Annotated in this window: 5 protein-coding genes; 3 read left to right on the top strand and 2 right to left on the bottom strand. The window is 60.8% G+C overall.

Annotated features, from left to right (window positions below):
* The 3 genes from LQ144_RS19315 to LQ144_RS19305 form a co-directional block, all read left to right on the top strand.
* Positions 1-802, top strand: an 802-nt coding sequence (locus LQ144_RS19315; RefSeq protein WP_230120459.1) for a WD40 repeat domain-containing protein, incomplete at its 5' end; no start/stop codon positions are given.
* Between the two features lie 628 nt (positions 803-1,430).
* Positions 1,431-2,939, top strand: coding sequence for a histidine kinase (locus LQ144_RS19310; RefSeq protein WP_230120457.1), 1,509 nt, complete (start codon positions 1,431-1,433; stop codon positions 2,937-2,939).
* Positions 2,936-3,613, top strand: a complete 678-nt coding sequence (locus LQ144_RS19305; RefSeq protein ID WP_230120455.1) for a response regulator transcription factor — start codon at positions 2,936-2,938, stop codon at positions 3,611-3,613. Before LQ144_RS19310 ends, LQ144_RS19305 begins: the two co-directional genes overlap by 4 nt.
* A 39-nt stretch (positions 3,614-3,652) precedes the next feature.
* On the opposite strand, the gene LQ144_RS19300 is transcribed toward LQ144_RS19305, so the two are convergent.
* Together LQ144_RS19300 and LQ144_RS19295 are read right to left on the bottom strand one after the other, a co-directional pair.
* Positions 3,653-4,066 carry a hypothetical protein gene (locus tag LQ144_RS19300; protein ID WP_230120454.1) on the bottom strand — a complete coding sequence of 138 codons (414 nt, stop codon included), beginning with the start codon at positions 4,064-4,066 and terminating at the stop codon, positions 3,653-3,655.
* A 274-nt stretch (positions 4,067-4,340) separates the two neighbouring features.
* Complete coding sequence (locus LQ144_RS19295; RefSeq protein WP_230120446.1) at positions 4,341-6,164, bottom strand: glycoside hydrolase family 15 protein; 1,824 nt, start codon at positions 6,162-6,164, stop codon at positions 4,341-4,343.
* Positions 6,165-6,660 lie beyond the last annotated feature (496 nt).

Here is a 6,660-nt window from a genome sequence, read left to right as displayed (position 1 = left end):
TGGCAAACCGTTGACCGGACACAGGGATGCGGTGACGAGTGTTGCGTTCAGCCCCGATGGGCACCGGATCGTTTCCGGCAGTACCGATGGCACGATAAGGCGTTGGGAGGCGGAGACGGGCCGGGCCCTTGGCAAACCGTTGACCGGACACAGGGATGCGGTGACGAGTGTTGCGTTCAGCCCCGACGGGCACCGGATCGTTTCCGGCAGTACCGATGGCACGGTGAGGCGTTGGGAGGCGGAAACGGGCCGGGCCCTCGGCGAGCCGTTGACCGGACACAAGGATGCGGTGACGAGTGTTGCGTTCAGCCCCGACGGGCACCGGATCGTTTCCGGCAGTACCGATGGCACAGTGGAGCGTTGGGACGCGGAAACGGGCCAGTCCCTTGGTAAGCCGATGACCGGGCACTTGAATGGGGTGTACAGCGTGGCGTTTAGCCCGGACGGGCTCCGCATCAGCACGGGGGGTAACGACGGCACGGTGCGGCTGTGGGACGCGGAAACGGGTCAGCCCCTCGTTGGACCGATGACCGGACACGAGGGCCCGGTGTACAGCGTGGCGTTTAGCCCCGACGGCCGCCGAGTCGCCTCCGGGAGCGACGACAGCACAGTGAGGCTGTGGCCCGCACCCCAGACCCCGTCCGACACATTGTGTACCAAACTTTCCCAGAACATCAGCCACAAACAGTGGCGTGAGTGGGTGTCTCCGGGCATGGACTACATCGAGGTCTGCCCCGGCCTTACCGTTCCTCCGGACACGCCAGGCAACCGTCGGAAAAAGACTACCCCAAGCCAAGATTGAAACCAGGCGGAAGCAAATTCACCCTGGGCAGAACGTGGTCAGAGGGCGAAGGTATAAGCGGAATATCCGCCCATATTGCTCTGGCCGATGCACAGTGCTACAACGGAGGCACGACTCCGAGTATGAAAGATGCTGTGGGTCAAGTTGAGGAGCAGATTGCATTGCAGGCTCCACTTCATCACGAGGATGTGCGTGGTGGCCCGGGCCTTGGTACGGCGAATGGCGACTCCTTCCGCCCTCTGGCCAGCAGAGGGCCTTGCCAAATTGACCCAAGGGCTGGCTTGGGACGGAAGTGCAAATGACTACGCGACAACTCACTTCTGTAATCGGGGTGACGACGGGCTTCGTAATCCTAGTCTTGGTCTGCGTCGATTGGTCACCCACAGCCCTACAGGACCCTGCTCGAACCCTAGGTTTAAATGCCCAAGGGGTACTCCGGTGGGGGGAGAATCCGAACCGGACTCCGTTTACAGTTTTTGAACTGACACTGTTCTTGGGCGTGGGCTTAGCATTCGTTCTGGCTGGTGTGACGGCGTGGCGGAGCCGGCCTTCCCGGAATCCGGGGCTGCTGTTGGTTGTGGCGGGTTGGCTTTGGCTGGCGTCCGGGATTCGCCGTTCCAGCGACCCGGTGGCGTTTACGCTCGGTGTAACGCTTACGCTGATGTATCAGCCTCCCTTGCTGCAGTTGGCGCTCAGCTTTCCGTCAGGAACGCTGCGCAGTCGAGCTGAAAAAACTGCCGTAGCGTTCTTCTACACTTCTTGGCTGTTTGCCCCCGTACCAGGCTGGGCCTTCTTCGATCCTCGCCTCCATGTCACGGCGGGGGAGTCCACGTCCCGCAATCTGTTGCTTCTTTGGGACAGCCCGTCCCTCATGACCGCGCTCGGGAACGCAATCCGCATATTGCAGATCTCGGTGGGAGTCGCGATCGTAACGGTCCTGATCGCCCGTTGGCGCGCGGGGACAAAGGCCTACCGTTCGGCATTCCTGCCGCTATGGCTTGCCGTAATCGTAAAAACAGCGGCCACCGTGTGGGTGTCCCTCGCCGTGATCCAACTGTCTGGATCTCTGTCCTCAGAAGCGTTGCTCTGGCAATATCCCGCGACCTCAATTGTGCCGCTGGCCGTATTATTTGGTCTGTGGCGCTACCGTTTCGCGCGTGGCACATTGGGTGATCTCATGGTGGAAGTCGGCTCAGCCCCGGTTAGCGACAGACTAATCGGCGCGCTTCGGCGATCAGTCCACGACCCCACCCTCACTTTGCTGCGTTGGTGGCCCGATCAGGCGTCCTTTGTTGACAGCAAGGGAGTTCCCCAGACGTTGCCGGATGGTTCAACCGGACGCGCCTCCATGGTCTTGGAACGCCACGGAACACCAGTAGGGGCCCTGGTTTTTGACGAAGCCCTCCAGGACCAGCCGCAATTGTTGGCCGCCGTGCGCGGCGCAACGTCGCTGGCCTTGGAAAACCAGCAGATGGAGCAACAGCTCCGGGACCAACTCATTGAGGTCCGTCGCTCCAGGGAGCGAATCGTAACGGCTGGCGACTCCCGGCGTCGTCAGCTTGAACGGGATCTTCACGACGGAGCTCAGCAACGCCTGGTCGCCGTGTCGATGGAGCTGGCGCGGGCCCAGCGTACGACGGATTCGCTGGAGGTACAAAGCCTAGTCGGGCAGGCAAGGGCCGAGCTTTTGGATGCACTGGACGAGTTGCGCGAATTGGCGAGAGGCGTGTACCCCCCCTCGCTTCGGGAGAGGGGACTGGCTGGCTCCCTGACCGCGTTAGCGGAGCGATCGTCGCTGCCCATGGAACTGGATCTCAGGACGAACAATGGGCTTCCGGCTCACGTGGAGCTGGCTGCCTACTTCATCTGCGCAGAAGCCGTCACCAACGCTACGAAGCACGCCAGGGCGGCCTGGGTGCGAATCTGCATCGACGGAAACGAAAAGGAGTTGCGAATCGAGATCGTAGACAACGGAATTGGTGGTGCCCTGCCGGGACCCGACGGCGGGCTGCTGGGGATTGCGGACCGAGCAGCGGCACTGGGAGGCCTATTGTCCATCGACAGCCCTGAAGGCAGAGGGACGACGATACTTGTCGTCCTTCCCTTCTCCACGGACCCGGAAGGCGACCTGCCATGACGCTGCGTGTTGCCATCGCTGAAGACTCGGCATTACTGCGCCGGGGATTGTCCGCCCTGTTGCAGTCCGAAGGTCTAGAAGTCGTAGCTGAGGCTGCCGATGGCCCGCATCTGCTGGAAGCGATTGACAAACGTGGGGCCGACGTAGCTGTGGTGGACATCCGGATGCCACCCAGTTACACCGTTGAAGGCATCCAGGCCGCCGAAACCATAAAAAGCAGACACCCCGAGATCGGCGTTCTCCTACTGTCCCAGTATGTGGAAACGGAAAACGCGATGTCCCTATTGAAGAATGGGGCCAAAGGCTTGGGCTACCTGCTTAAAGAGCGGGTGTCAGATGTTGACGAATTCATTGACGCCCTGCATCGCGTTGCTGCGGGGGGAACGGCCATCGATCCGGAGCTTGTTACACGACTGGTGGCCCGTCCACATAAAGGTCACGATCGAGGCGACGACCTTACGAGCCGGGAGAAGAGCGTCCTTGAGTTAATGGCCGAAGGGCGCACCAACCAGGCAATAGGGAAGTCGCTCTTCTTAGGTGAGCGGACCGTAGAGGCCCATATTCGGAGCATTTTCCTTAAGCTCGAGTTGAGGCCCGAGCCCGAGGACCACAGACGTGTGCTTGCCGTCCTCACGTACCTTCGAGGAGTCGGATCGGGCCGGATTTCTGGATAGCCGGCCGGGGCCGCGGTTCCTGCCCGATGTGCGGCATGGTTAGGCAGCTATCGCTGCCTCCGCTGACGCGTCGTTGGTTGCCGCACTGGCCATCTCGGCTGCCTCCAGCGGGGCTAGGAGGAGCGCCCGCTGGGTTGCGGACAGCGTCTGTGGAAAGGCGAGCGCAAGATGGGCCAAATGCAGTGCGGCAACGATGTAGTGCGTGCCCGATGTCCCTCCCAGCGACCGCGCTACGCTCGCCCTGATGCGTTCCAGGCTCAACGTATTCCCCTGATTGGCCAGTGCCAGGCGCGCGAGCATGTGCTCCGGATGCCTCTGGACCTTCCTGTCCATTTCTGCTGCAGCCTGAAGCTGTGTTCTGGTCCAGTGACGATCCAAGAGCTGGGCGGGGTCCTCTGCCCCCGTGCGATGTGCTCGGTGGATGGTGCTCACCGATTCAGGCGTGGACAACATTGACGTACTCCTTAGGACTGCTGAGGGGTGGCAACGGAACTTGTAGGTTGATCTGTGCCGCCTGGCTTAAGTCCATACTGCTTCGCGCGTACGGGTCCAGCATCCGTGCCAGCACGCATTCTGGCCGGAGACAGACGACGCATGTCTGTCTCTAGCGTCGCCGCCCCCCTCCCGAACGGGCCCAGGCAGGTGTCACACCCGTGGTAGAAGGCACTCGTGATCCCGCCGCCAGCAGTTTGTCCCTTCAACCTGCGGTGCCGAACCGGCCGAGTGCCTAGCCGGTCGCGGTTTTTGCATCGCGCGCTGCACCGTTGAGAGCATCGGCAGCCCTTATCAGGGTGAGGTGTGAGAACGCCTGCGGATAATTACCTGCCATGCGGTGGCTGCTTGTGTCGTATTCCTCGCTCAATAACCCCAAGTCATTCCCGTAGCCGATGAGCCTGTCCATAAGCGTCTTCGCTTCAGCAATCCGGCCCGTCCGCGCATACTGCTCTACCAGCCAGAAAGAGCACGCCATGAAGGGGTGTTCCCCCGGCTCGAGACCGTCCAGGCAGGCTTCCGTGCGGTAGCGCATCAGCAGGCCGGCCTCGTCAAGCAGGTCACGTTCCAGACGGGACACCGTCCCGAGAATTCTTTCGTCGTCGTAAGCCAGAAAGCCCACCTGTGGCAGAACAAGAAGGGATGCGTCTACCTCTGTGCCCCCATACGTCTGGGTAAACGAGTTAATTGTACTGTTGAAACCTTGCTCCAAGATTTCGGTGCGGAGCCCGTCCCTGATCTCCGCCCATCGCCCGACCGGACCGTCAAGACCGTATTCCTGGACAGCTCGCACTCCGCACTCCATTGCGGCCCACATCATCACACGGGAATGAGTGAAGTCCCGTTTCTCGCCCCGCATCTCCCAGATACCGTGGTCCTTGCGTTCGATGTTGTTCTCTACGAAGAGAAGGATGTTTCGTTGGAGAGGCCAGGAGAAGTGGTCTTCATGCACGCCTTGGTTGCGGAGCTTTGCCAGCGCAACCATGACTTCACCCACAACGTCACCTTGGTATTGGTCGACAGCACCGTTACCAACCCGCACAGGGGCGGAGCCGTTATAGCCCGGCAAGTGACTCAGGACGCGCTCGTGCAGTTCGCGCTCACCGGCTATTCCATACATGATTTGCAGATCATGGGGATCGCCGGCGATAGCCCGAAGAAGCCAGTTCCTCCAGTACAGAGCCTCCTGTTGGAAGCCATGGGTCATCATGGCTTCCAACGTTAGGGCGGCGTCCCGGAGCCAACAATAGCGATAATCCCAGTTACGTTCGCCACCGAACTGTTCCGGCAGCGAGGTGGTGGGTGCGGCCACAATTCCGCCGGTCTTCTCGTGAGTTAGTGCGCGCAAGACGAGCAGTGAGCGTTCTACTTCCGTGTCATAGTTCCCTTGGGGAAGGTAATTGCTCGACCAGCTTGTCCAGTACCTGCTGGTGGCTTTCAGCGCCCGGCCGACGTCGAGTGCCGGCGGCGGCATACTATGGGATGAAAATGAATGAAGTTGCAGGTCGAAAGTCTGGCCGGCTTCCACCTTGAACTCACCTACGTGCGAATAATCAGGCCCGGCCTGGGGGAGACCATCCGCTCGTAGCATCACAGCCTGCGGGCCGGCGACCGCTAGCAACGCCTCTCCGTCGTCGTCGTGAATCCGACGGACCCAGGGCACGATTTTTCCGTAGCCGAACCGCAGCTCCAATTCTTGGCGCATCAGGACCTGCCCAGTGACCCCTTGTATCCTGCGGATCAAAGAATTGCCTCTTCCACCGATCGGCATGAATTCAGTGACTAGGACTTCCCCGCTTCCGGTCCTCCAACGCGTCTCCAATATGAAAGTGGAGGGCCTGTACCGGCGGTCTACTTCGGCAATACGGGAGATTAGCCCGTCCTCATGAGCTGGTGCGAGTAGCCAACGACCATGATCGTTGGTCCCAACCAAGGCTCCGAAAACCGACTCAGAGTCGAACCGTGGCAGACAGAGCCAGTCGATACTGCCTTCGCGTGAGATCAAGGCGCCGGTGCGAAGGTCTGATAAAAAACCGTAGTCCTCGATCCGTGAGGTCATGTTCCTAACTCAACCACATCCAACAGCGCGTCGCAGCACGGTTGCAGACATAAAAGCTCGACTCATTGTAGAGATGCAAGTTGCATGCGGGCCGACCGTTTCGGATTGCGCTTCGGGGCCCGTGAGCAGCGGTGTCCGCCCGCGGTGCCGCCAGGCCGCTCCTCTTCGAACTGGTGAAGGCACCTGCTGCTTACATCATGCTCATAGTCTCGGGTTATCGGCAGAAACCGCTCCAGTAGTAAACATGAAGATCCGCCCCCAGCCTGGAGTCAGTCTGTATGGACAACAAGCGGCAGAGGCGGCGGCTGGGCCGCGCCATCCGAGCGGACGTCCGGGACGAGATCAAGGTAGGGCAGGCGCCCAAGAAGGCGCGAGCGGCAAGGCTGCAGGAGATCCGAGATAAGCGCTACCGCGCCAGGCCCAACACGTTAGTCGACTGGACGCTCTGCGGCGACAGGTTTGAAACAACGAGGGCACCCACGCCGATGCCAGGCGC

Origin of the sequence: Arthrobacter sp. Bi83, from assembly GCF_918698095.1 — a bacterium.
Lineage (GTDB): Bacteria > Actinomycetota > Actinomycetes > Actinomycetales > Micrococcaceae > Arthrobacter.
The sequence above is the reverse complement of the archived record's forward strand: the minus strand, read 5'-3'. Positions and strand labels throughout refer to the sequence as shown.